This is a genomic window from Micromonospora sp. NBRC 107095 (genome assembly GCF_030269705.1).
Taxonomy (GTDB): domain Bacteria; phylum Actinomycetota; class Actinomycetes; order Mycobacteriales; family Micromonosporaceae; genus Micromonospora; species Micromonospora parva.
Genome location: NZ_BSTU01000005.1, coordinates 562,894 through 584,910 on the forward strand (window position 1 = coordinate 562,894; position 22,017 = coordinate 584,910).

The 22,017-nt window shown below is 71.4% G+C and carries 18 protein-coding genes; 6 read left to right on the plus strand and 12 right to left on the minus strand.

Annotated elements, in window-relative coordinates; genetic code table 11:
• Nucleotides 1-103 precede the first annotated feature (103 nt).
• Complete coding sequence (locus tag QSK15_RS25365) at nucleotides 104-820, minus strand: YoaK family protein (RefSeq protein ID WP_285796648.1); 717 nt, start codon at nucleotides 818-820, stop codon at nucleotides 104-106.
• A 75-nt stretch (nucleotides 821-895) separates the two neighbouring features.
• Here QSK15_RS25365 and QSK15_RS25370 point away from each other — a divergent pair, with 75 nt between their 5' ends.
• Complete coding sequence (locus tag QSK15_RS25370; RefSeq protein WP_285796649.1) at nucleotides 896-1,576, plus strand: GntR family transcriptional regulator; 681 nt, start codon at nucleotides 896-898, stop codon at nucleotides 1,574-1,576.
• 14 nt (nucleotides 1,577-1,590) lie between these two features.
• On the opposite strand, the gene QSK15_RS25375 is transcribed toward QSK15_RS25370, so the two are convergent.
• The 7 genes from QSK15_RS25375 to QSK15_RS25405 all read right to left on the minus strand — a co-directional run bounded on the left by QSK15_RS25375 (nucleotide 1,591) and on the right by QSK15_RS25405 (nucleotide 9,563).
• The gene (locus QSK15_RS25375; protein WP_285796650.1) at nucleotides 1,591-3,381 is read right to left on the minus strand and encodes a gamma-glutamyltransferase family protein; all 1,791 of its coding nucleotides are present in this window, start codon (nucleotides 3,379-3,381) and stop codon (nucleotides 1,591-1,593) included.
• The gene (locus QSK15_RS25380) at nucleotides 3,378-4,379 is read right to left on the minus strand and encodes an ABC transporter ATP-binding protein (protein ID WP_285796651.1); all 1,002 of its coding nucleotides are present in this window, start codon (nucleotides 4,377-4,379) and stop codon (nucleotides 3,378-3,380) included. Before QSK15_RS25380 ends, QSK15_RS25375 begins: the two co-directional genes overlap by 4 nt.
• Entirely contained in the window at nucleotides 4,376-5,383 is a 1,008-nt protein-coding gene (locus QSK15_RS25385) for an ABC transporter ATP-binding protein (protein ID WP_285796652.1), read from the minus strand. Before QSK15_RS25385 ends, QSK15_RS25380 begins: the two co-directional genes overlap by 4 nt.
• On the minus strand, nucleotides 5,380-6,267 hold the full coding sequence (locus QSK15_RS25390) for an ABC transporter permease (RefSeq protein ID WP_285796653.1): 888 nt from the start codon (nucleotides 6,265-6,267) through the stop codon (nucleotides 5,380-5,382). Before QSK15_RS25390 ends, QSK15_RS25385 begins: the two co-directional genes overlap by 4 nt.
• Entirely contained in the window at nucleotides 6,264-7,220 is a 957-nt protein-coding gene (locus tag QSK15_RS25395; protein WP_279516561.1) for an ABC transporter permease, read from the minus strand. Before QSK15_RS25395 ends, QSK15_RS25390 begins: the two co-directional genes overlap by 4 nt.
• 6 nt (nucleotides 7,221-7,226) lie before the next feature.
• The gene (locus QSK15_RS25400; protein ID WP_285796654.1) at nucleotides 7,227-8,903 is read right to left on the minus strand and encodes an ABC transporter substrate-binding protein; all 1,677 of its coding nucleotides are present in this window, start codon (nucleotides 8,901-8,903) and stop codon (nucleotides 7,227-7,229) included.
• Nucleotides 8,904-8,981: 78 nt separating this feature from the next.
• Nucleotides 8,982-9,563, minus strand: a complete 582-nt coding sequence (locus QSK15_RS25405) for a TetR family transcriptional regulator (protein ID WP_285796655.1) — start codon at nucleotides 9,561-9,563, stop codon at nucleotides 8,982-8,984.
• A 64-nt stretch (nucleotides 9,564-9,627) separates the two neighbouring features.
• Between QSK15_RS25405 and QSK15_RS25410 the strand changes: the two genes are divergently transcribed.
• Nucleotides 9,628-10,323 carry an NAD(P)-dependent oxidoreductase gene (locus tag QSK15_RS25410; protein WP_285796656.1) on the plus strand — a complete coding sequence of 232 codons (696 nt, stop codon included), beginning with the start codon at nucleotides 9,628-9,630 and terminating at the stop codon, nucleotides 10,321-10,323.
• A gap of 58 nt (nucleotides 10,324-10,381) precedes the next feature.
• Here the strand turns inward: QSK15_RS25410 and QSK15_RS25415 are convergent, their stop codons facing one another.
• From QSK15_RS25415 to QSK15_RS25430, 4 genes are all read right to left on the minus strand, one after another.
• A complete protein-coding gene (locus QSK15_RS25415; protein ID WP_285796657.1) occupies nucleotides 10,382-14,416 on the minus strand; it encodes a discoidin domain-containing protein in 4,035 nt (1,344 codons plus the stop codon).
• 147 nt (nucleotides 14,417-14,563) lie between these two features.
• Nucleotides 14,564-16,348 (minus strand): alpha/beta hydrolase, encoded by a 1,785-nt coding sequence (locus tag QSK15_RS25420; protein WP_285796658.1) that lies wholly within the window; start codon nucleotides 16,346-16,348, stop codon nucleotides 14,564-14,566.
• A gap of 111 nt (nucleotides 16,349-16,459) precedes the next feature.
• On the minus strand, nucleotides 16,460-17,449 hold the full coding sequence (locus QSK15_RS25425; RefSeq protein ID WP_285796659.1) for a LuxR C-terminal-related transcriptional regulator: 990 nt from the start codon (nucleotides 17,447-17,449) through the stop codon (nucleotides 16,460-16,462).
• A gap of 154 nt (nucleotides 17,450-17,603) precedes the next feature.
• The gene (locus QSK15_RS25430; RefSeq protein ID WP_377621675.1) at nucleotides 17,604-19,523 is read right to left on the minus strand and encodes a Na+/H+ antiporter NhaA; all 1,920 of its coding nucleotides are present in this window, start codon (nucleotides 19,521-19,523) and stop codon (nucleotides 17,604-17,606) included.
• A gap of 281 nt (nucleotides 19,524-19,804) precedes the next feature.
• Here QSK15_RS25430 and QSK15_RS25435 point away from each other — a divergent pair, with 281 nt between their 5' ends.
• From QSK15_RS25435 to QSK15_RS25450, 4 genes are read left to right on the plus strand one after another with little or no spacing between them, the layout of a single operon-like run.
• Complete coding sequence (locus QSK15_RS25435; protein ID WP_285796661.1) at nucleotides 19,805-20,203, plus strand: YbaB/EbfC family DNA-binding protein; 399 nt, start codon at nucleotides 19,805-19,807, stop codon at nucleotides 20,201-20,203.
• A complete protein-coding gene (locus QSK15_RS25440) occupies nucleotides 20,190-20,582 on the plus strand; it encodes a type VII secretion target (protein ID WP_285796662.1) in 393 nt (130 codons plus the stop codon). Before QSK15_RS25435 ends, QSK15_RS25440 begins: the two co-directional genes overlap by 14 nt.
• Nucleotides 20,579-21,724: a WXG100 family type VII secretion target gene (locus QSK15_RS25445; protein WP_285796663.1), complete on the plus strand. Its 1,146-nt coding sequence runs from the start codon at nucleotides 20,579-20,581 to the stop codon at nucleotides 21,722-21,724. Before QSK15_RS25440 ends, QSK15_RS25445 begins: the two co-directional genes overlap by 4 nt.
• Nucleotides 21,724-22,008: a hypothetical protein gene (locus QSK15_RS25450; RefSeq protein ID WP_285796664.1), complete on the plus strand. Its 285-nt coding sequence runs from the start codon at nucleotides 21,724-21,726 to the stop codon at nucleotides 22,006-22,008. Before QSK15_RS25445 ends, QSK15_RS25450 begins: the two co-directional genes overlap by 1 nt.
• The last annotated feature ends 9 nt before the right edge of the window (nucleotides 22,009-22,017 follow it).

Sequence of the window (22,017 nt, forward strand, 5' to 3'; positions counted from 1 at the left end):
ACGGGCATCCGGTTGACTCGCAAGATCACTGGCGGAGCACGGACATGGCGGGTCTCCGCCATCCTGCGTTGGCCGCACCGACACCGGCGGGCCACCACCACGGTCAGCCCCGCATCCGCGCGGACGCCACGATGACGAGCACCAGCGGCACGATCAGCAGGGCCGGGGCGACGACCGGCAAATGCAGGGCGACCAGGGCGCCGACCGCCGCGCCGACCATCAGGGCCAGCAGCACCTGCGCCTTGGGCCGCAGGCTGGCCCACGGGCTGCGGGCGGCGACCCCGGCGATCAGGCTGGTGAGCGTGCCGGTCAGGTACGTGGAGGACAGGCCGGAGACGCCGAAGCGTTGGATGGCGCTGCTCTGCACGCCCAACGCGACAGCGGACAGCATCAGCAGCGCCAGGTGCACGCGCGCGTCGGGGGCGTGCAGCGTGACCTCCCAGACGACGGCGAACACCACGAACACCGACAGCTCCAGGACCAGCGCCCAGGTGACCCGTCGTGGCCAGACCGGGTCGTCGGGCTGCGCCGAGCCGACGACGCGGGCACCCGCGAGGACACCGACGATGAAGCTGACGATGGCGCAGCCCGACGTCAGGGCCAGGTCGGCCTCGCCCCGGCCCGCCGAGAGCCCGAGCAGGACCATGTTGCCGGTCATCACGCTGGCGAACGCGCCCCCGAGGGCGAGGAACCCGAGAGCGTCCGCGCTTCCGGTCAGGAAGGTGAGGACGACGACGAGCGCGTGCCGTCGCCGCAGCAGTCGGTCGTCCGAGTGTGCGGCGACGTGGGGGCGGGTGACGCGGGGCGCTGTGCTCGACACTGTCGGCCACCTTCCGGTGATTGTTCTTCGTATACACTTTGTCCGGACACGTTCACGGAGAGGCGAGGCGACCAGGTGGCTGAAGACCTACGGGACAAGCTCGGCGCGCAACACCTGCCGCTCCGCGATCAGGTCCTCGCCGCGCTGCGGACCGCCATCATCGACGGCGACTACCTGCCCGGCGAACGGCTCACCGAGGACCGGCTCGCCGAGGACTTCGGCGTCTCCCGCAACCCCGTCCGGGAGGCGCTGCGGGTCGCCGAGGCAGAGGGGTTCGTGGTGATCCTCCCCCGCCGGGGAGCGGTCGTCGCCTCACCGAGCAGCGGGACCATCGCCGACATGTTCGCCGTACGCGAGCGGCTGGAGGCGCTGGCCGCCCGGCTGGCCGCCGAGCGGGCCACCGCGGCCGACGTGGCGTCCCTGCGTGCCCTGCTCGACCAGGGCCGCGACGCGACGCAGCGACAGGACCTGGCCCGGGTCGCCGAGCTGAACAGCACGCTGCACCTGCGCATCCTGCAGATCAGCGGAAACCCCTGGCTGTCGTCGATCGCCAAGTCGCTCTACCTCCATGTGCAGTGGATCTTTCGGCTCGGGGCGGCCGAACGGGCCCCACACTCGTGGGCCGAGCACATCCAGCTCGTCGACGCCATCGAGTCGGGCGACGGTGACCGCGCCGAGCGGGCCGCGCTCAACCACCTCGACGCGGCCTCCGCCGCGGCGTACGAGAACGCCGAAGGCGGCTACGCCGCCCGCTGACGGTCAGGTGGCCGCTACCGGCCGCACGCGTAACCCTGCATTCCCCGGGGGTTCGCACCGGCGGCCAGCAGCCCGGTGCCCGGGTCGCGGCTCACCGCACAGAGCCGGCCCAGGCTCCACCCGTCGGTGACCCGCACCTCGTGCCCGTACGCCCGCAGCGCCGCCAGCACGCCCTCGTCGAGCCGGTCCTCCACCACCAGGACACCCGGCTGCATGTCGCGTGGATAGAACGACCCCGGCAGGCTGACCGTGTGCCACGCCGGCGCGTCGATGGCCTCCTGCAGACTCTGACCACCCACCAGGTGCCGCAGCAGGAACGGCAACTGCCACTGGTCCTGCTGGTCGCCACCGGGGGTGCCGCACGCCAGCACCGGCTCACCGTCGCGGTGCACCATCGTCGGGCTCAACGTCGTCCGCGGGCGTCGGCCCGGCGCCAGCGACGAGGCCAGCCCCTCCTCCAGCCAGAACATCTGCAACCTGCTGCCCAACGGGAAGCCGAGCTCCGGAATCGTCGGGGAGCTCTGCAACCAGCCGCCGCTGGGCGTCGCGGAGATCATGTTGCCCCAGCGGTCGACCACGTCCACGTGACACGTGTCGCCCCGGGTCACCCCGTCCGACTGCACTGTCGGCTCCCCCGTCGCGGCATCCGTCGACCCGGTACGCCGGACGGCACCGGGTCGGACGTGGGCGGGCAGGCGCGGCAGCAAACCGTCCGGACGCCCCGGCCGCAGCTCCGCCGACGCGCGGTCGCCGATCAGGGCGGCCCGCTCCCGCGCGTACTGCGGGGAGAGCAGCGCCTTGGCGGGCACGTCGACGTCGTCGCCGTACCAGGCCTCCCGGTCGGCGAACGCGAGCTTGAGCGCCTCGACCTGGGCGTGCACGCCGGCCGCGGTCCCCGGGTCGTACGCGCCCGGGTCGTCGAGCGCGTCCAGTGTGGCCAGTGACTCCAGCAGCACCGGCCCTTGACCCCAGAACCCGGTCTTCGCCACCGAGTAGCCGTGCCAGTCGAGGGTGGCGGGCGCCTCCCAGCTCGCCGAGTACGCGGCCAGGTCGTCGCCGGTGACCAGCCCGGCGTGCGGGCGTCCGCTGGAGTCCTGGAACGGTCGCCGGCTGAACGCGTCGATCGCCTCGGCGACGAAACCCGTGCTCCAGGCCCGGCGCGCCGCCTCGATCTGGGCCTCCCGGTCGACGCCGGCCGCCTGTCCCGCCTCGACGAGCCGGCGCAGCGTGTCCGCGTACGCCGGGTTGGTGACCAACTCCCCCGCGGCCGGTGGCCGGCCGTTGCGCAGCCAGAGCGCGGCGGACGTGGGCCAGTGTTCCTCGAACAACGACCGGACGGCGGCCACCGTGTCACCGACCCGGCCCACCACCGGGTGTCCGGCGCCGGCGTAGCCGATCGCCGGTTCCAGCACCTCGGCGAGGGTGAGAGTGCCGTGCTCACGCAGCAGCAGGAGCCAGGCGTCCACGGCGCCGGGCACGGCCGCCGCGAGTGGGCCGGCACCCGGGATGAGGTCCATCCCGAGGGACCGGAAGTGCGCGATGGTGGCGCCGGCCGGTGCCGGCCCCTGCCCGCACAGCACCTTCGGCCGGGGGTCCTGTGCGGTGGCCACGATGGCCGGCACCTCGCCGCCCGGCCCGTTCAGGTGCGGCTCGACGACGTGCAGGACGAACCCGGCGGTGACCGCGGCGTCGAAGGCGTTGCCCCCGCGTTCGAGGATGCCCATCGCCGCCTGGCTGGCGAGCCAGTGGGTCGAGGAAACCATGCCGAAGGTGCCCTGCAACGTGGGTCGGGTGGTGAACGTCATGACAACACCTCACTGGGATCTGCGGTGCGAACGTCGGGGCCGGTGCCGTCCGGCTGGACCAGGTGGCACGCGGCCATGCCGTCGCCGATCGCGGTCTGCGCCGGCACCTGGGTCGCGCACCTGTCGAAGGCGAGCGGGCACCGGGTCCGGAACCGGCACCCGGACGGCGGGTCGAGCGCGGACGGCAGGTCGTCACCGAGCAGCACCGGCTGACGGTGGCGCTGACGTACCGGATCGGCCACCGGCGCGGCGGACAGCAGGGCCTGCGTGTACGGGTGGGCGGGCCGGGCGAAGATCCGCTCCCGGCTGCCCCGCTCGACGAGTTGCCCCAGGTACATGACCGCGATCTCGTCGGCCAGGTACTCGACGGCGGAGAGGTCGTGGGTGATGAAGAGGCAGGCGAACCCGATGTCGCGTTGCAGGTCGGCGAGGAGGTTGAGCACCGACGCCTGCACCGACACGTCGAGCGCGCTGGTCGGTTCGTCAGCGATGAGCAGCATCGGTTCGGAGATCAGTGCCCGGGCGATGCTGACCCGCTGGCGTTGCCCGCCGGACAGCTCGTGGGGGTAGCGACGGGCCACCTCGGCGCGCAGGCCCACCCGTTCCAGTTGGGGAGCGACGCGGGCCTCCCGGTCACGCCGGGACATCCGCTTGCCGGCCAGCCGCAGCGGCTCGGCCACGATGTCCCCCACCAGCATGCGCGGGTCCAGGGACGCGGCCGGGTCCTGAAAGACGATCGACACCGCGCCGCGATGGGGGCGCAGGTGCCGCCGGGACAGGTGGGTGACGTCGGTGCCGGCGATCCGCACCGTTCCCGCTGTCGGCTCGACGAGGCGCACCACGCAGCGGCCCACCGTCGATTTTCCGGAGCCGCTCTCCCCCACCAGGGCGGTGACCCGGCCGCGCGGGATGGTCAGCGACACCCCGTCCACGGCACGCACCGGGCCGAAGTGCATCACCAGGTCCGTGATCTCCAGAGCGTTCGGCTGCGGCGTCATCGGTTCGCCTCCTGAGGGGCCATCTCGCACGGGTGCCAGCAGGCCGCGACGTGGTCGGTGCCACCGACACCCGCCAGCGGCGGGGCGGCCGTCCGACACCGCTCGTCGGCGGCCGGGCAGCGATCCGCGAAGGTGCAGGCGTCGGGTTGGCTGGCCAGGACGGGCACCAGCCCGGGGATCTCGGTCAACCGATCCGTGCCGGCGTGCCGGCCCGGCTGCGGTGACGCCGACAGCAGACCGGCGGTGTACCGGTGTCGGGGGTGGGCGAACAGGTCGTCCACCGGTGCCCGTTCCGCCACCCGTCCCGCGTACATGACGACGACGCGGTCCGCGATGTCGGCGATCACGCCGAGGTCGTGGGTGATGATGAGGACGCTCGTACCGAGCTGGTCGCGCAGGTCCCGCAGCACCTGGAGGATGCCGGCCTGCACGGTGACGTCCAGCGCGGTGGTCGGCTCGTCGGCCACCAGCACCTTCGGGCCGCAGGCCACCGCCATCGCGATCATCACGCGCTGGCGCATGCCGCCGGAGAGCTGGTGCGGATAGTTGTCGACGCGTTGGGCTGCGGACGGGATCCCGACGAGCGTCAGCAGCTCGATGGCGCGCGCCCGCGCCGCCCGCCGGGACATCCGCTCGTGGACCTGGAGCACCTCCCCGATCTGCCGCCCGACGGTGAGCACCGGGTTCAACGACGTCATCGGCTCCTGGAAGATGTAGGCGATCTCCCGGCCCCGGACCCGACGAAGCGCCGCCTCGCGGGCCCCGATCAGCTGCGTGCCGTCCAGGCGCACCGAACCGGTGACCCGGGCGCTGCCCGGTAGCAGCCCGGCGATGCTCATCGCGGTGACGCTCTTCCCACACCCCGACTCACCCACCATCCCGACGATCTCGCCGGGCGCGAGGTCCAGGCTGACACCGTCGACCGCCGAGACGGTGCCGGTCTCGGTGGGGAACGACACCGACAGGTCGCGGATCTCCAGCACGGGCGCGCCGGTCGTGGTCATCGTCGGTCTCCCTTCGGGTCGAGGGCGTCGCGCAGGGCGTCACCGAAGACGTTGAACGCCAGCGCCAGACCCATGATGACCACGCCGGGCAGGACGGCGGCCCACGGTGCGCGGGCGGCGAACTGCTGGGCGGTGGCCAGCATCGTGCCGAGGCTGGGCGCCGGGGGCTGGATGCCGAGGCCGAGGAAGGAGAGCACCGCCTCGCCGAGGATCGCGGCCGGGATGGCGACGGTGGCCTGCACCAGGATCACCGACGTCGCGTTCGGCAGGATGTGCCGGGCCAGCACCCACAGGTCGCTCGCGCCGTCGACGACGGCCGCCGCCACGAAGTCGAGGGACTTGAGGCGCAGGGTGTCCGAGCGGACCACCCGGATCACCCCGGGGATCTGGGCGATGCCGATGGCCACCGCGGCGTTGCCGAGGCTGGCACCCCGGATGGCCGCCAGCCCCACCGCCATGATCAGGAACGGAAACGCCAACAGCAGGTCGGTGAAGCGGGAGATCACCGCGTCCCAGGCCCGGAAGTAGCCGGCCGCGAGCCCGAGCGGCACCCCGATGACCAGGGACGTGGCCACCGCGAGGAGCCCCACCTGCAACGACGCCCGGGCACCGAGCATGATGCGGGAGAGGACGTCGCGGCCGAGGTCGTCGGTGCCCAGCAGGTGCCCGGCGGTGCCGGGCGGTGCGAACGTACGGGCAAAGTCGGTCTGGTCGACCGAGTACGGCGCGAGCCAGGGCGACAGCACCGCGATGACGCCCGCCAACGCGAGCACGACGAAACTCACGACGGCGAGCGGGTTGCGGCGCAGCCGCCGCAGCACGCGGGTACGTCGGGTGACGCTGGCGGCGCCGGCCTCCGCCATCGGTACGGTGAGGACGGTCATGCCGGATCTCCCGTCACCCGGATGCGTGGATCGATGACCGAGTAGAGCAGATCCACGAAGAAGTTGATCACGATGTAGGCCGCCGCGGTGAGCAGGACGACGGCCTGGATCACCGGGTAGTCCCGTTGGAAAACCGCATCGATGGTCATCTTGCCGAAGCCCGGCAGCCCGAAGATCTGTTCGGTGACGACCGCGCCGGAGATCAGCCCGCCGAGTTGCAGGCCCACGACGGTCACCACCACGATGAGGCTGTTGCGCAGGGCGTGCCGGGTGATGACGGCGCGCGGTCGCAGCCCCTTCGCCTTCGCCGTCCGCACGTAGTCGGAGGAGAGCGAGTCGAGCATCGCCGAGCGGGTCTGCCGCATGATGATGGCGGCCAGGCCGGTGCCGAGGATCACCGCGGGCAGGACGATGTGGTGCAGGTTGTCCACCGGGTCCTCCAGGATCGGCACGAAGCCGGAGGCGGGGAACAGCCCGGTCGCCACGGACAGGTAGAGGATCGCCAGCAGCCCCAGCCAGAAGTGCGGCACGGACAGGCCGATCAGGGCCAGGCCGTTGGCGAGCCACTCCGCCGGGCGTCCACGACGGACCGCCGCGAGCACCCCGGCGCCGACACCGAGCGCCGACGCGATGAGGATCGCCAGGACGGACAGCTCGACGGTCACCGGCAGCGCGGTGGTGAGCATCGACGAGACCGGCGTGCCGGTGCGGATCGACACGCCGAAGTCGCCCTGCGCCATCCGCTCCACGTACTGGGCGAACTGCACCGGCAGCGGCTGGTCCAGCCCGTAGTGCCGACGGATGGCCTCCAGGGCCTCCGGCGACCGGTCCTCGCCAGCGAGGGCGAGGGCCGGGTCACCGGGGAGCGCCCGTACGCCGACGAAGACCACGATCGTCGACAACAGCAGGGTCACTGCCGACTGCCAGGCACGGGTGAGCAGATATCGGGCCACGACGACCTACTTGCCGAAGCCGGCGAAGGCCGCCCGGATGACGCCGTCCGGGTAGACCTGCAAACCCTGGACCTGCTTGCTGACGGCGGTCAGGTTGCGCTGCCGGTAGAGGTAGATCAGGGCGTCGTCCTGCTGCATCAGGGTGACCGCCTGGCCGTACAGCTTGCGGCGCTGCTCGACGTCACCGGCCTGGCGGGCCTCGGTCAGCACCGTGTCGAGCTGCGGGTTGCGGTAGCCGGCGACGTTCTGGCTGCCGCCGGTGCCGACGAAGTTGGTGATGTTGGCGTCCGGGTCGATCCGTCCGCTCCACCCCAGTTGCAGCAGCTCGAAGTTGCCGCGGTCCTGCTCGTCGAGGAGCGACGAGTACTCCACCGGGTTGATCTTCAGGTCGAATCCGCCGTCCTTGACCATGGACTGCAACGCCTGGGCCAGGCGCAGCGTGTCGGGGGTGTTCGAGGCGAGCATCGTCACCTCGTACGGCGTCTGCACGCCGGCCTCGGTCAGCAGTTGCTTGGCCTTGGCGGGGTCGTGCGCCGGGCAGGTCTGCGCCTCGGGGGACGAGAACGTGCTCGCGGGCGAGATCGGCGAGCAGGCAACGGCGTGCTCACCGTTGAAGACCGCGTCGACCAGGGCCTTGCGGTCGATGGCGTGCTCGAAGGCCTGCCGCACCTTGGCGTTCTGGGCGAGCGGGCGGTTGATGGGCTTGGGGGTGGTGCCGACGCCGTCGACGTTGCCGACGTTGATGGTCAGTCCCTGGTATCCCAGGGACTGCGACTGCAGGACGGAGACCGCGGCGTCCTGCCGGAGCGAGGCGACGTCCTGGGTGGAGACGGAGTCGGCCACCTGCGCGTCACCGGAGCGCAGGTTGGCGGCCCGGATGCTCGCGTCGGTGAGGATCCGCCACGAGATGCCATCCAGGTGCACCTTGCCGGCGTCGTAGTAGTTCGGGTCCCGCACCACCTCGATCGAGTTCTGGGGCACCCGCTTGGCGAACTTGAAGGGGCCGACGCAGACCGGCGCCGAGGCGAAGTCGTCCCCCCGGGCCTGCAGTGCCTGCGCGCTCATGATCATGCCGGCCCGGTCGGCGAGGGCGCCGAGCAGCGGCGCGAACGGCTGCTTCAACCGCAGGACGACGGTCTGCGGGTCCGGGGTGTCGACGCCGTCGATGGGGCCGAGTTCGCTCTTGCGCGCCGACCGGGCGTTGGTGAGGTGTCGTTGCAGAGTGGCCTTCACCGCGGCCGAGTCGAACGCCGTCCCGTCCGCGAAGCGCACGCCGGGCCGCAGCGGGATGGTCACCGTCCGGCCGTCGGCGCTCGTGGTGGGCAGGGCCGTCGCGAGCTGCGGTACGACCTGCGCCTGCTCGTTGACGTCGTAGAGCTTCTCGCACATCGCCTGGAAGACGTAGCGGGAGTAGAGGCTTCTCGACAGCGTCGGGTCCAGCGCGTCGGGTTCGGCGGAGAGGGCGATGACCAGGTTGCCGCCCTGCTTCACGGCGGCGGGGTCCGCTGGCGTGCCGAAGGCGTCCTGGCCGGCCGACTGATTGCCACCGGACGGGTTGCCGCCTTCGCTGTTCGACACCGGCGAGCAGGCGACGACCGTGCAGACGACGGCAGCCGCCGCCACCGCGGCCCGGAGCACCCGACGGCGGGGCAGGTTCGTTTCGCGGACGGAGAGGTTCGTCATGGAGAGCTCCTCAAGTGGGCGATTCGGGGAGCGTATGTTGTATACGATGACCGCCGCAAGACCTCCGTGAAGGGGCGCTCAGGCCAGGGTGCGGCCGTACAGGGCCGCCCGCAGCGCCGGCCGGAAGACCCGCCGAACGTCGACCGGGGACAGCGCACCGACCGAGCGGATCGGGTTCAGGTAGCGCGTGAAGATCAGCCCACCCAGCACGCCGACCGCGGCGGTGGCCCGTCGCGTCGCCTCCGGCCCGCCGATAAATTCAGCGATGCGGAGGCGCAGCTCACCGTCCAGGTAGTCCCGCAGGGCACGCATCGTGGCGTCATCCTGCACCGCCATCCGACTCTGCGCGGGCCCGGCGGCGTCCCACAGGCTGGTGACCGAGTCCAGCAGACGGTCGGCCAACTGCTCCCGGTTGCCCCGCAACGCCTGGTCGAGAGCGGTGGGATCAACGCAGAGCAGGTTCAGTGACTGACTGAAGAGGCCCTGCTTGGAGCCGAAGTGATAGCTGATCAGCGCCGCGTCGACGCCAGCGGCGGCGGCGACGGCCCGGAGGGTGGTGCCCGGATAGCCGTGCTTCAGGAACAGCTCGCGGGCGGCCTGTGCGATGCGGGCCTTGGTGTCGGGGTTGCCGCGAGGTCGGCCCCGAGTTTTATTCAACACGGTTGAATAATGCGCGTCCCCGCTGGCACCGTCAACGGCGTCAACCCCAACGAGGAGCGAACACATGCGCACTGTCGTCTTCGGCGCCACCGGCCCCACCGGCCGTCAGATCACCGAACAGGCTCTGGCCGCCGGCCACGAGGTCGTCGCGGTCACCCGCCGCCCGCCCGCCGGGCCACCGCGCCCCGGCCTCACCGTGGTCAGCGCCGACGTCGCCGACCCGGACGCCGTCGACCGGGCGGTGGCCGGCGGCGACGCCGTCCTGTCCAGCCTGGGCGTCCCGCTCACCCCGAAGCCGATCACCGTGTACTCGACGGGCAACGCCAACATCCTGGCCGCCATGCACCGCCACGGCGTCAAGCGCCTGATCACCGTCAGCTCCAGCGTGCTCGACCCCACCTGGCGACCGACCGGCGAGTTCTTCTTCAACAACGTGCTGGACCCGCTGTTCAACCGCAGGGCGGGCCGCACCGCGCACGAGGACATGCGGCGGATGGAGTCCCTGGTCCGCGAGAGCGACCTGGACTGGACCATCGCCCGACCGTCCGGGCTCTTCGACCACCCGACCGTCACCCGCTACCAGGTGGCCGAGGACGTCGCCGACGGCCTCTTCACGGCACGCGCGGACCTGGCGGCGAGCATGCTGGCGCAGCTGACCGACGAGCGGTACGTCCGGCGGGCGATGGCGGTGGTCACCACCGAGGTCAGGCCGAGCATCGCGGGTCTGATCTGGCGCGAGGCCGTACGGAAGAAGAAGTGACCCGACGGCCGGATCGCGGTGGGAAGCGGCCCGCCCAGCGCCGCTTCCCACCGTCCTCCTAGGAGTTGTATGCCTGCGCGGTCACCGTGACCTGATGGGCGACACCCGGCCGCGCCGGCCAGGAGATCCGCACCTCGCGGGTCTCCCCCGGCAACAGCCAGAAATAGTTGTCGTCGTAGCGGGCCGGCAGAACCCGGCTGCCGTCCTTGTCGCGCACGGCGAGCCGGACCAGCGCGGCGACCGTACGGCCCTGGTTGCGGACGGTCGTGGTGACGGTGTTGCGCCCGTCCACGACGCGTACGCTGCTCGACGACGTCGACAGTCGGGTGCTCGGTACATCGTTGAGCGCCCGCATCTGCTCGGCCTTGTCGTAGCGCCAGTAGGTGTTCTCCGCGAGCAGCCGGTCGCGGCTGTCGCGCAGCTCCAGCCGCACCAGGTGCAGCCCGCCGCCGTCCGGCGCGGCGAGGGGGAAGACCTCCGTCGTGGCCGAGCGGGCCACGTCCACCCGCTGACGCCGCGCCGGACCCAACGACCGGCCGCTCAGGTCGTAGCGTCGGGCGCTCACGGTGACCCCGCTCAGCGGCGCGGCGGTGTGGTTGACCACCCGCACCTGCCAGGTGCCCGGGTCGGCCTGGACGTGCACCGGCTCGCACCCCTTGCGGGCGCCGTAGTAGGCGCCGTTCACGTCGAGGTCGTAGTCGTAGGTCTGCCAGACCGTGCTGTGCCACGCCGGGTGCGACATCCACAGCAGCAGACCGGTGGCGTCCTGCCACAGGTTGGCGTTCCACGCCTCGAACATCGCGCGGTGGCTCTCGTAGTTGACGAACTGCGCCCGGGTGGCGAACTCGTCGAGCGAGCCGGACTCACCGAGGCGCGCGTCGATCGCCGACTGGTACGTGCCGACGCGCTGGTTACCGACGGTCGACCAGTCGTGGTAGTTCCACACCTCACCGATCGGCCACTCCGGAGCGTCCCCGACGAGGTTGCGCATGCTCTCGGTCACCGACACCACCGGCATGCCGATCTCGGTGTGGAAGCCGAACGAGTCCGCCTCGTAGATCGTCTTGTCGGTGTAGGTCGTCGGGTCGACCCAGCCGTACGGCCCACGCCCGCTCACGATGCCGCTGGCGGAGTTGGGGATGTAGAGGATCTCCGGGTGCTCGGTGGCGACGGCCTGCTTGAGCCCGGCGTCGACGATCGGCGGCGGGTCCCCCTCGTTGGCCCCGCACCAGACGACGATGCTCGGATGGTGGCGGAAGCGCCGGATGGTGTCGGCGGCGATGTCGACGTAGCCGGGCGGGTTGGGCAGGAACGCGCCGGCCTGCCAGAAGTCGTTCCACACCAGGATGCCCTGCTCGTCGCAGGCCTGGTACAGCTCCTCGCGGTTGCTGCTGCCGAGCCAGTTGCGGATCATCGTGAAGTTCATGTCGCGGTGCATCTCGACCGTGTCGGCCAGCCGGTCGGGCAGCACCCGGCGCAGCAGCTCGTCCCAGCCCCAGTTGCCGCCACGGGCGAACACCGGCACGCCGTTCACCGTGATCTTCAGCTCGGTGATCTTGTTGCTGACCGCCTTGACGTCGGTCCAGCGCTGGCCGTCGGCGGAGACCTGGATGACGAAGTCGCGGGCGTACGCCTGCTCCCAGACGATGGTGACCTGGTCGAACGCGACGGGAGCGCCGAGGTCGACCTGGATCCACTGGTTGTCCTCGAACCTCGACGACCACCGGGTTCGCGGGTTGCCGTCGACGGCCCGATCCGGGCCGTTGGAGTCGCCGTCGGACGACGACGCGGTGGCGGTGCGGCGCAGCGCCAGGTCGACGTCCGGCTCGGCCTGCCGCTGCACCGAGAGCGCCCACATGGACACACCCCACGACGTCGCCCGCGCACCGGTCTGGATGCGCAGGTGCTGGGCGGTCTGGCTGGGGAACGTCTCGACCTGGGTGGCGCGGCTGCCCAGTGGGGTGTCGTTGCTGACGGCCTTCACGTCGGTCCAGGCGTTCCCGTCGGCGGAGACCTGGACGCGGTAGTCCAGCGCGTACGCCTGCTCCCACACGATGGTGACCCGGTCGAAGTCGACCGCCGCGCCGAGGTCGACCTGGATCCACTGGTCGTCCTCGGCCTGGGAGGCCCACCGGGTCGCCGGATCGCCGTCGACGGCCCGGCCGGGAAGGTTGCTGTCGTTCTCCGAGGACGACGCGGTGGCGTCGCGGCGCAGGGCGAGATCCGGGCCGGTGCCGTCGGCGACCGACAGCGAGAACATCGAGACGCCCCAACCGGTGGCGCGCTGGCCGGCCTGGATGCGTACGTGCCGGGCGTGCTGACGGTCGAACGTGACCGTCTGGGTCGCGGCGCCGTCGACGAACTCCAGCGCCGGCTTGCCGGGGGGCGAGATGACGACCGGCTGGTGCCAGTCGTAGGCGAACTCGCGGACGCCGAAGCGGAGCGAACGCCGGTCGCTGACCGAGCGGTTGACGGTGGCGGTGAGCGTGAGGTCGTACAGGTGCGGGTCGCCGTAGCCGTTGGGCCACCAGAGCCGGGGCTTGCGCAGCCGCAACGCGGGGAAGCGCTCCGGGCTGAAGGTGACAGTGGTGTTCGCACCGCCGGGGACGGTCACCGCGGCCTCGACGCGTACCTTGTCGAACTCGGCGCGGACGGTGACCGTGGTGGCGCTGGCCGCCGCGTTGCGGACCGGCACCCGGATGGTGACCTCGGCGGTGTCGGTACCGGGCAGGTCGGGCAACGTGGTCTGCACGTGCGGGTCACCGATGACCACGGCGCCGGTGCTGCGCAGCCGGACGTGGTCCCAGAGGCCGGTGACCCGGTCGCGGACGGCGGGCATCCAGTCCCACCCGGAGACCGCCAGGTAGGTCGGCGCGTCCAGGTAGTGGTGGGCCGACTGGAGGAAGGTACGGCCGTCCGGGCCCTTGTCGCCGGGGGTGCCCGGGTGCGGCATCGGGGTGACCCGGACGGCGAGGACGTGCTCGCCACGGTGACCGGCGAGCGCGTCGGTGATGTCGAAGGCCGCCCGCGCGAACGGGTGCGTGACGGTGCCGACCTGGACGCCGTTGACCCAGGCGATCGCCTCGTGGTTGATCCCGTCGAACTCCAGCCAGATCCGTCGGCCGGCCGAGGTGTCCATCTCGCGTGGCAGTCGCAGCGCACGCCGGTACCACCAGGCGTGCCGTGACAGCGCCTCCGGGATGCGCATGTTGTTGAAGCCGGCCACGGGGTCGGGCAGGTGACCCTGCTCGACCAGGGTGCCCAGCACGGTGCCGGGCACCGTTGCCGGCAGCCAGGACCGGACGTCGACACCGGCGCGGGAGAGTTCGGCGCCGTCGACTGTGCCGGCGAAGTCGTCCATCGTCAACGACCAGCCCGACTCCAGCGGGACCGTACCGTCGGCGGCGACTCTCAACTCGGGGGCCGGGCCGGTGTTGCCGCCCTCCCAACTGGTCCAACCCGCGGCCTTCGGCCGGCCGGCCAGCGGTACACCGTAGACCTGGAAGCCGTTGAGGCCCACCGGGTTGCTGTTCGATCGCTTCGTGGCGGTCATCCGGATCCACCGGGCGGTGACGGGCTCGGGCAGCCTGATGGTCTGTGTGCCGCCCTGCCCCTCGCTGGTCTCGTACACCGACCGCCAGGAACGGCCGTCGGTGGAGACCTCGATCCGGTACGCCGTCGCGGCGCTGGACAGGATCTCGTCACCGTCGGTGTCGGTGTAGTTGCCGTCGAACGGCGCGTCGGTGAGCGTGGCCTCGAAGACCAGGCAGACGGCCTCGACCCGGCACGGCGCCTCGAGGTCCACCGAGATCCACTGTGGATCGCCGTTGGCGGCCCGCCACCCGCTCCCCCGCACGCCCACCAGCGGCAGGCCGTCCACGGCGAAGGTGGCGGGTGTCGGGGCGTAGTCGGTCGAGGAGACCGCCACCGGGCGGTACCGGGCGAGGTCGGTGGTGGTCGGGGTGGTGCTCGGCGTCGGCCCGGCGGCGGACGCGAGGGCGTCCGGCAGGACCGCTGTCACCCCGACCGAGGCGAGCAGCGTCGCACCGGCGGAGAGGAAGGTACGCCGCGAAATCGGCGATGGCTCGGACATCGTGCCTCCAGAAGTGACAACGTTGTCAGACGGCGGAGATCCGTGACAACGTTGTCAGATGGTGGCCTGATGTTTCCCGAGAGTCAAGAGCCGACGTGCGACAGCGGGGGTTGCGGGCGGCCGTGCACCGCCCGCAACCCCGGCCGATCACTCCGGGTACGAGGGCCCCGGCTCGGTCCGCAGCATCCGCTTGAGCATGCGGTTCGCCGCCCGCATCTCGTCGGTGATCAGACGGGTCCGCACCGTTCCCTTGCCGGTCAGCTTGCCGCCCACCTCGAACACCTCCGTCTCGCCCGGCAGCGGCACCGCCTGGCAACCCGTGTACGTCTGGGCGGGCAGGCGGCCGTCCAGCAGGTAGGCGTACACCGGGTCGTCCACGCAGGGCGTGTAGTACGGGAAGACGCCGTGGCTGCCCTCGTTGTCGACGCTGATCATCGAGGCTCCCGGCAGCTTCTTCGACGCCGCCAGCGCACCTTCGTAGGCCGTGGCGACATCGAGCTCGTCCTGGAGCATCAGCACCTTCGGGAACGTCTTCCGGTCGAACGTCGGCATCCGGTTGCTGGTCGGCCAGTACGCGCAGGCGGGCGGGTTCTGCAGGTACGGCGCGACCAGCGGGGCGTCGCGGGTCAGTCGCCGGCTGAACGCGTTCCAGTACGCGACGCTGTCGTTCCACTGCCCGTCCTGGCAGCGGATCACCTCGAAGACGTAGTCGATGTCGTACGTGTACTCGTCCGCGGCCTGAACCAGCTGGGCACGATCACGCTGCGTCTTCAGGGCCGCCTCGGCGGAGACCCGCGCCTGCTCGACGTACGCCCGGCCGTCGGCGGTGACCCCCGGCGCCACGCGCAGCTTCGCGCTGGCAGCGGTGAGGATCTGCTCGGGCGTCCAGCCGTTCCACTCCTCGTAGTACTCGATCACGGTGTTCACCGCCGCCGCGGCGACCGGGTAGTTCTGGGTGTCGTAGAGAGCGCCGAGGATGAACCAGCCGAACATGAACGGACCCATGCCGACGCGGGTGCCGCCGGCCCGCTCGAACATCTCCCGGATCTTCATCGGGTCGGTGCCCCGGCCGTACAGATCGTCGTGGCGGGCCATGTACGGCAGCAACTGCTCCTGGAACGCCCGGTCGCGGGTGAACGGCTGCAGGTCCCAGGTCTCCTGCAGGGTGCGCGAACCGACCGCGGCCACCGAGTCGAGCACCATCCGGTCGGTGCGGCTGCCGAACGTCGCCGCGTACCAGGTGCCCAGCCAGGTGCCGTACGAGTAGCCGAGGTAGTTGAGCTTGCGCTCACCCAGCAGCACCCGGATGAAGTCCATGTCGTAGGTGGTCTGCTCGGTAGTGATGTACTTCGTCAGCTCGGTGCTGCGGCAACCGGCCACGTTGGCCCGGGTGATCAGGTCGTTGGTGTTGTCGGTGTCGCGGTAGGTGACCGTGCAGAGCAGCGGGGTGCTCTGACCGACACCACGCGGGTCGAACCCGATCACGTCGTAGTGCTCGGCGAGGGCGGGCGCGGACCGCGCCACGTAGGGCGCCAGCGACAGGCCGCTGCCGCCGGGGCCGCCCGGGTTGACCAGCAGGATCCCCTTGCGGTCACTACCGGAGGCGACGGTACGGCTGATCCGGACCTGGATCGTCGCGCCGTCACCGGGGTTGTGCCAGTCGCGCGGCACCGTGACCGTCGCGCAGGCCAGCCGCAACTGCGCCTCGTCTTCGGCGCCGACGTCGGGCAACCCGCACGGCTCCCAGGCGAGCCGTTGGGTGGCGAGCGTCGCGGCCAGGGCCGCGGTGTCCGGCTCGGCCGCCTTCGCCGCGGCGGCCGGGGTGCCGGCCGTACCGCTGCTCAGGACGGCCGCGACCAGTGTCGCGGCGAGGATGGCGGCCGGCCGGCGCACCCGACGTGGGTGGCGCGGGCTGGTCGTGAGGTGGGGCATCGTCCCGTCCTCTCGTGGAGCGGTTGATCGAGTGGCTCCACCCTGGATCAGGAGTGTTTCGCGACGATGGTCCCCCGTTGACGAAGACCGGCCATGTCAGGATCCGGCCAGTCACAGCCAACCGCGGCGGCTGGCCTGCACACCGAGCTGGAACCGGCTGCGCGCGCCGAGCAGCTCCTGCAGGCGACTGACCCGCCGGTGCACGGTCCGGTTGCTGACGCCGAGGTCGCGGGCGATGGCCTCGTCGGTGAGGCCCGCGGTGAGCAGGGCGAGCAACCGCTGGGTGGCGGCCGTGGGCTCGGCGTCCGGCTCGGCGGCGTCGGTGCTGGCGTGGATCGGCGCACCGAGTCGCCAGAACACCTCGAACAGCTCGGAGAGCCCGTCGAGCAGGCGGGAGCGGTGCACCAGCAGCGCGTCGGTGTCCTCCCCGCCGCCGCGCGGCAGGATGACGATGCCACGGTCACTGTCGGTCAGCATCATCTTCAGCGGCAGCTCCGGGAAGATCCGCGCCTGCTCACCGGCCGCTACCGCGGCGCGGACCGCGGCAAGCATCGCCTCGTCGTGCAGCAACTCCCCCTCGTAAACGCAGCGATAGCGCAGGCCGCGCCGCATCCCGTCGTACTGGACCTCTTCCGGCACCCGGGTGGTGTCGCGCAGGTACGGCCCGCGCTCCAGACCGCGTACCTCCGTGCGGGCACCGGCCTGGAGCTGACGGAACAGTTCGCGAACCGCGTGCTTGCCCTCGACGACCTCGACGAACGCGGCGCCGGTGCCGTGGACCGCGCTGTACAGACCGGACAGCGCCTCCGCGGCGGCCCGGGCACGGGCGGCCTCCATCTCACGCTGGGTGGCCCAGCTCTCCAGCGCGGTTCGCGGTGGCCGCAGGTGCAGTACGCCGGCCGTGTCGCGGTGGACCGCCCCGCTACCCAGCAACCCGGCGAGCGCGCGGGCGGCCGCCGGCGACGCGGTGGACAGGAACTCCCGCTGCGGCACGGGTGCCACGCGCAGCAGGTCGCGGTAGACGTCCGCGATGTCCGAGGCGATTGGGAGCGGTCCCATGTCGAGGGCGGAGGAGGCCACGCCGGGAGGCTCGGTTGGCATGCCGGGGATCGTAGAACGCGAGGCCGCCGGCGGTTCCACAGGGCCGGACGCCGCCCGCCGTTGCCGCTGGCTCCCGGCCTGCACAGCGGTGGGCGGGAGGCTTGGCGGTTGCCTTTGGAGCTGATGTCACAGACGAATCACCCACGCCGCGCGGTCAGCTCGCCGGCCCGCCCTCGCGGCGATCGGGATCCCGGGGGCGGTACTCGGGGCGCAGCTTCGCGCTCGCGAACGCCGCCTTCACTGCCGCCGAGAGCGCGACGATGTCGTACGCGCCGTGGTGTCGACGGCCGTTGATGAAGAAGGTCGGGGTGCCGGTGACGCCGCTGAGGTCGGCGGAGTCGACGTCCTCGGCGATCCGGTCCACGCCCATCCGCTTCACCATGTGCTCCCGGAAGCCGTCCAGATCCAGGCCGAGCTGTTCGGCGTAGCCGAGCACGTCGGCGGGGTTGAGCGCGTCCTGGTGAGCGAGCAGCAGGTCGTGCATCTCCCAGAACGCGCCCTGTTCCCCCGCCGCCTCGGCGGCCTCGGCGGCGAGCTGGGCATGCGGGTGGACGTCGGTGAGCGGCAGGTGTCGCCAGACGTACCGGACGTTGGCGAAATCCGCCAACAGCTCTCGGACCACCGGCTCGGCCTGCCCGCAGTAGGGGCACTCGAAGTCGCCGTACTCCACCACCGTCACCGGCGCTTCGAGCGACCCGCGCATGTGGTCGCGGTTCGGGTCGACCGGCAACATCAGGTCGACGATGCCCTCGGTGACGCCCAGCAGCGCGCGTGACCGCCGAGCCGGCGAGAGCCGGCCGACGGAGCGGAACACCAGCCAGGTGACGAGGGACGCGCCGAACGTGGCCACCAGGATGCCGAACTTCGCCTCGTCCAGGGCCGGGCCGTCCAGGGCATGGGTGGCGATCAGCAGCGCAACGGTGAACCCGATGCCGGAGACCGTGCCGACCCCGAGGACGGCGAGCCACCCGACGGGCGGCCGGAACCGGTTGCCGCTCAGCCGGGCCACCAGCCACGCGGTGAGCACGATCCCGGCCGGCTTGCCGACGACGTACGCCACCACGACGCCGAGCGTGACCGGGGAGGTCACGGCCCTGGCCAACAGGTCGCCGTCGATCACGATCCCGACGTTGGCCAGCGCGAACAGTGGCACGATCAGATAGCTCGCCCACGGGTGGTAGAGCGTCTGCAGCCGCTCGTTCGGCGACAGCGCGGCGGTGAGCCCGGCCCGGGCCATGCGGGCCAGTTGTGGGGTGGGCTGTTCCCGGAAGAGGCGGAACTGGTCGCTGGCGTGTTGCAGGTCGCTGCGACCGGGGGCGTACGCGTAGGTCAGCAACCCCATCACCAGGCCCACCGCCACCGGATCGACGCCGGACATCGAGACCGCCAGCCAGGCCGCCACCCCTAACAGCCCGTAGATCGGCCCGAACTGCACACCCCACGCCCGGACGAGCAGGACGACGCCGAAGATCACCGCCGCGACGACCAGCGCCGTCACCGAGGGATGGTGCGGGTACGCGATGGCCAGCACCGCGATCGCCACCACGTCGTCGACGACGGCGACGGTCAGCAGGAAACCCCGCAACCGTTCCGAGAAGCGCGGCCCGAAGACGGCCAGCGCCCCGAGCGCGAGCGCCGTGTCCGTGGCCATCACCGCGCCCCACCCCGCGGCGGTGGTCCGCCCGGCGTTGATCGCGAGATAGATCGCGATCGGCACGAGCATGCCACCGATCCCGACCAGCATGGGCAACGCCAGGCGACGCCGCTCCCGCAACTCGCCGATGTCGAACTCGCGGCGCAACTCCAGCCCCGCGACCAGGAAGAAGAACGTCATCAGGCCGCTGTTGATCCAGGTACGCAGGTCGTGCGACACGGTCCAGCCGCCGAGCTGGATCGACAGGGAGGTGCCCCAGACCGACTCGTACGACGACACGTGCAGGTTCGCCCAGCCGAGAGCGGCCACCGCGGCGATGAGCACCACCCGCGCGCCGCCGGTCTCGGTGCGCAGGAACCGGCGCAGCGGAGCGTTGATCCGCCCCTGCCAGGCCGTTCGGCTGGTCCAGCCGCGGCGCATGTTGTCGCTCGTCACGGGGACAATCTTCGCCGACCCGCCCCCCACACGGCCCCGATTGCCACTCCTGCCCCGCCCCCGCCCTTCCCCCGCCCCTCCCCGCCGCGCCGATCTTGCGATTTCGGTGGTCGTGATGCGGGACTCCGCGTCATTTGTCCCGCCAGAAAGTGCAAGATCGCGCGGGGAAGGTTGGCCTTGGCGGGCATGCACTCAGCGGCATCGATTGGTAACGTGCCGTGGGGTCGTCGGTTGCCGCCGGCAGCGCTCCCCTGGGGAGGGTCGACATGTGGGCGGACGACGCCGCGCTCGACGCGGCGGAGCGCCGGCTCGACGAGTGGGAATCATCGCTCGCCGAACGGGCGGAACGCACCAGGGCGCTGTCGACGACGATGCGGAACCTGACCGGCACCGCCCGCAACGCCGACCGGACGGTCGAGGTCACCGTCGACTCGACCGGCATCCTGATCGACCTCAGGCTCGACGAGCGCATCCGGCAACAACCCGCTACCCACACCGCCCGGCAGATCCTGGAAACCACCGCCGCCGCCCGCGCCGACCTGCTCCGACAGGTCACCACCGCGGCCGGGGAAACGCTCGGCGACGACACGAGCGCCCAGGCCATCATCGACTCGTACCGCAGCCGGCTTCTCCCCGACCAGGGGTCGAACGATGCCCGCCGGTAACGGCATCCAGGTCGACCCGGACGACCTGACCGCCCACGCCGCGCGCCTCGACCGCCGCGCCGGCAGCCTCGACACCGCCCACCAGGCTGGCCAGCACGTCCGGTTGGGCGCTGACGCCTACGGGCAGCTCTGCGCGATGATGCCGGTGCTGCTCGGCGGCCTCCAGCAGGCCCTGGTCGGCGGCATCGACGCCGCCGCCACATCGGTGCGGGACACCGCCGGCAGGCTGCGGGTCGGCGCGGACCGCTACCGCAGCTCAGACGCCCACGCCCAACACCTGCTCGACAGCGTGCGGCAGCACCGGCTCGACGAGGTGCGGCAGCGCCGGCTCGATGAGGTGCGGCAGCGCCGGCTCGATGAGGTGCGGCAGCAGCGGTGACGTCGAACCCGCTCGTCGCCGCCGCGGCGGACACCCCGCCCAGCGCCTGGGCGGGCGTGTGGATCTGCGAGGACATCGACCTCATCGCGCAGGGCGTCCGCAACGGCAGTTGGATCGACGGCAGCCTCGGCGTCGTGAGCGCCGGGCTGGACGCCCTCGCCCTCGTCTCCGACCCGGTCGGCGCGCTACTCCAGTACGGGATCGCCTGGCTCATCGAACACGTCAAGCCGCTCAGCGAGGCACTGGACTGGCTCGCCGGCGACCCCGCGCAGATCACCGCACACGCCCAGACCTGGCGCACCGTCGCCGGGTCGCTCCGCGACGACGCCGCCGAACTGGCACGCGCCGTCCGCAACGACGTCGCCGGCTGGGGCGGCAGCGCCGGACCCGCCTACCGGGCCTGGGCCAACGAACAACACCAGGCCATCACCGGCCTCGCAAAGGGCGCGGACACCCTGGCCGCGATCACCGAAGGCGCCGCCGGCCTGGTCGCCGCCGTCCGACTCCTCGTCCGCGACGCCATCGCCACCTGCGTATCCCGCATCATCGTGTACGCGGGCGAACTCCTCATCACCGGCGGACTGGCCGCGCCACTGGTCGTGGAGCAGGTGACGACGTTGGTGGCGTCGTGGGGTGCGCGGATCGCGCGGCTGTTGCGCGGGTTGCTGGCCAGCCTGCGGCGGCTGATCCCGGAGGTACGCCGACTCGGTGACCTCATCGAGAAACTCAAGCAGGCGTTGGGGCGACTACGGGGCTCGTCAGCTGACCCCAGCGATCTCAGTCGTGTTCGCGGTCGAGGTGCTGGTCCTCGAATGCCGATGAACGTGGAATCGGTGACGAATATTGCCGCGAAGTACGGGATTGACATCTCGAACATCCAGCTCACCATCAACAACCGGGTGTCCGGGGTGTGTGGCCTGACGAAACCCGACGAGTCGGTCATGCTCTGTCGAGAAGCCTTCCGCAGCGAGGAGGACCTTGCCCGTACCCTTGAGCATGAGCGGTTCCATGTCGCCGAACTCCGGCAAGGGCACCCGTACCCAGCCAGCCGTCATGAGATCGACGCATTCGAGGATCGAGCTTATGCGCATGAGGAACAGTGGTGGACCAATCATTTGGTCAGGCCCGAAGGAGCGCGTTGATGGCCACGTTCGATGAGTGGCTGACGGCGTACGACGTCGTCTACCGGGCACTGCCGGCGACGTCCGATCTTGCCTGCCCGAACTGTGGACACCGGACCCTACGAATTGTCTTCACAGCGCGGCCCGCAGCTGAACATGGGTACGTCTCGTTCTGGTGCGACACCTGCCTGGAGGGCATCTACGTGTCCCGGGCACCTATTCCAGCCGGCGTCACCGCCAGGTCTACGGACGAGCCGACCGAGGAACGCAACCGGGGCATCCCTGACTACCGCCTCGTGACGTAACGACCGAGC

Coding starts and splice junctions, on each gene's coding strand:
- QSK15_RS25375 (WP_285796650.1), bottom strand. CDS start 3,381: ATGACGTTCACCACCCGACCCACGTTGCAGGGCACCTTCGGCATGGTT.
- QSK15_RS25380 (WP_285796651.1), bottom strand. CDS start 4,379: ATGACGCCGCAGCCGAACGCTCTGGAGATCACGGACCTGGTGATGCAC.
- QSK15_RS25385 (WP_285796652.1), bottom strand. CDS start 5,383: ATGACCACGACCGGCGCGCCCGTGCTGGAGATCCGCGACCTGTCGGTG.
- QSK15_RS25390 (WP_285796653.1), bottom strand. CDS start 6,267: ATGACCGTCCTCACCGTACCGATGGCGGAGGCCGGCGCCGCCAGCGTC.
- QSK15_RS25400 (WP_285796654.1), bottom strand. CDS start 8,903: ATGACGAACCTCTCCGTCCGCGAAACGAACCTGCCCCGCCGTCGGGTG.
- QSK15_RS25410 (WP_285796656.1), top strand. CDS start 9,628: ATGCGCACTGTCGTCTTCGGCGCCACCGGCCCCACCGGCCGTCAGATC.
- QSK15_RS25415 (WP_285796657.1), bottom strand. CDS start 14,416: ATGTCCGAGCCATCGCCGATTTCGCGGCGTACCTTCCTCTCCGCCGGT.
- QSK15_RS25420 (WP_285796658.1), bottom strand. CDS start 16,348: ATGCCCCACCTCACGACCAGCCCGCGCCACCCACGTCGGGTGCGCCGG.
- QSK15_RS25425 (WP_285796659.1), bottom strand. CDS start 17,449: ATGCCAACCGAGCCTCCCGGCGTGGCCTCCTCCGCCCTCGACATGGGA.
- QSK15_RS25430 (WP_377621675.1), bottom strand. CDS start 19,523: ATGCGCCGCGGCTGGACCAGCCGAACGGCCTGGCAGGGGCGGATCAAC.
- QSK15_RS25435 (WP_285796661.1), top strand. CDS start 19,805: ATGTGGGCGGACGACGCCGCGCTCGACGCGGCGGAGCGCCGGCTCGAC.
- QSK15_RS25440 (WP_285796662.1), top strand. CDS start 20,190: ATGCCCGCCGGTAACGGCATCCAGGTCGACCCGGACGACCTGACCGCC.
- QSK15_RS25450 (WP_285796664.1), top strand. CDS start 21,724: ATGGCCACGTTCGATGAGTGGCTGACGGCGTACGACGTCGTCTACCGG.